At 27.8% G+C, this 324-nt stretch carries 1 protein-coding gene; it reads left to right on the top strand.

What is annotated here, in order from left to right; all coding sequences use genetic code 11:
* A partial coding sequence (locus HMPREF9073_RS16085; protein ID WP_198005904.1) for a hypothetical protein occupies positions 1-324 on the top strand: 324 nt, incomplete at both ends.

The raw sequence follows: 324 nt of genomic DNA, 5'->3' as shown, positions 1-324 counted from the left end.
CATTGCGTTTTTCAAAATTAGAGGATTCAGGTTTCTATTCTTCTGGTAAGATAAAAACAACAGATGGTGATGAACTTAATCTTAGCTTATGGGTTGGTAAGTATTTTAATAAGTACTTAAAGTTTGATAATTTTAGTAATAGTATTCGCAAAATAAAATCTCCCGACCAAAAAAGTGTGAGATATTATTATTCTTTTGCTTCTTTAACAGCTAAAGATCAAGAAATTTTAACATCTCGTGTATTGAACTATAAGGATTTCAATGGGATAATTATTGTAGTTTCCAATGAATATGTAACAATCTTTGAAAATAGCGTTTTAAACT

It is taken from the genome of Capnocytophaga sp. oral taxon 326 str. F0382, from assembly GCF_000318295.1.
Classification (GTDB): Bacteria; Bacteroidota; Bacteroidia; order Flavobacteriales; family Flavobacteriaceae; genus Capnocytophaga; species Capnocytophaga periodontitidis.
Note: the sequence above shows the minus strand (reverse complement) of the source record. Positions and strands in the feature narration are given on the sequence as shown.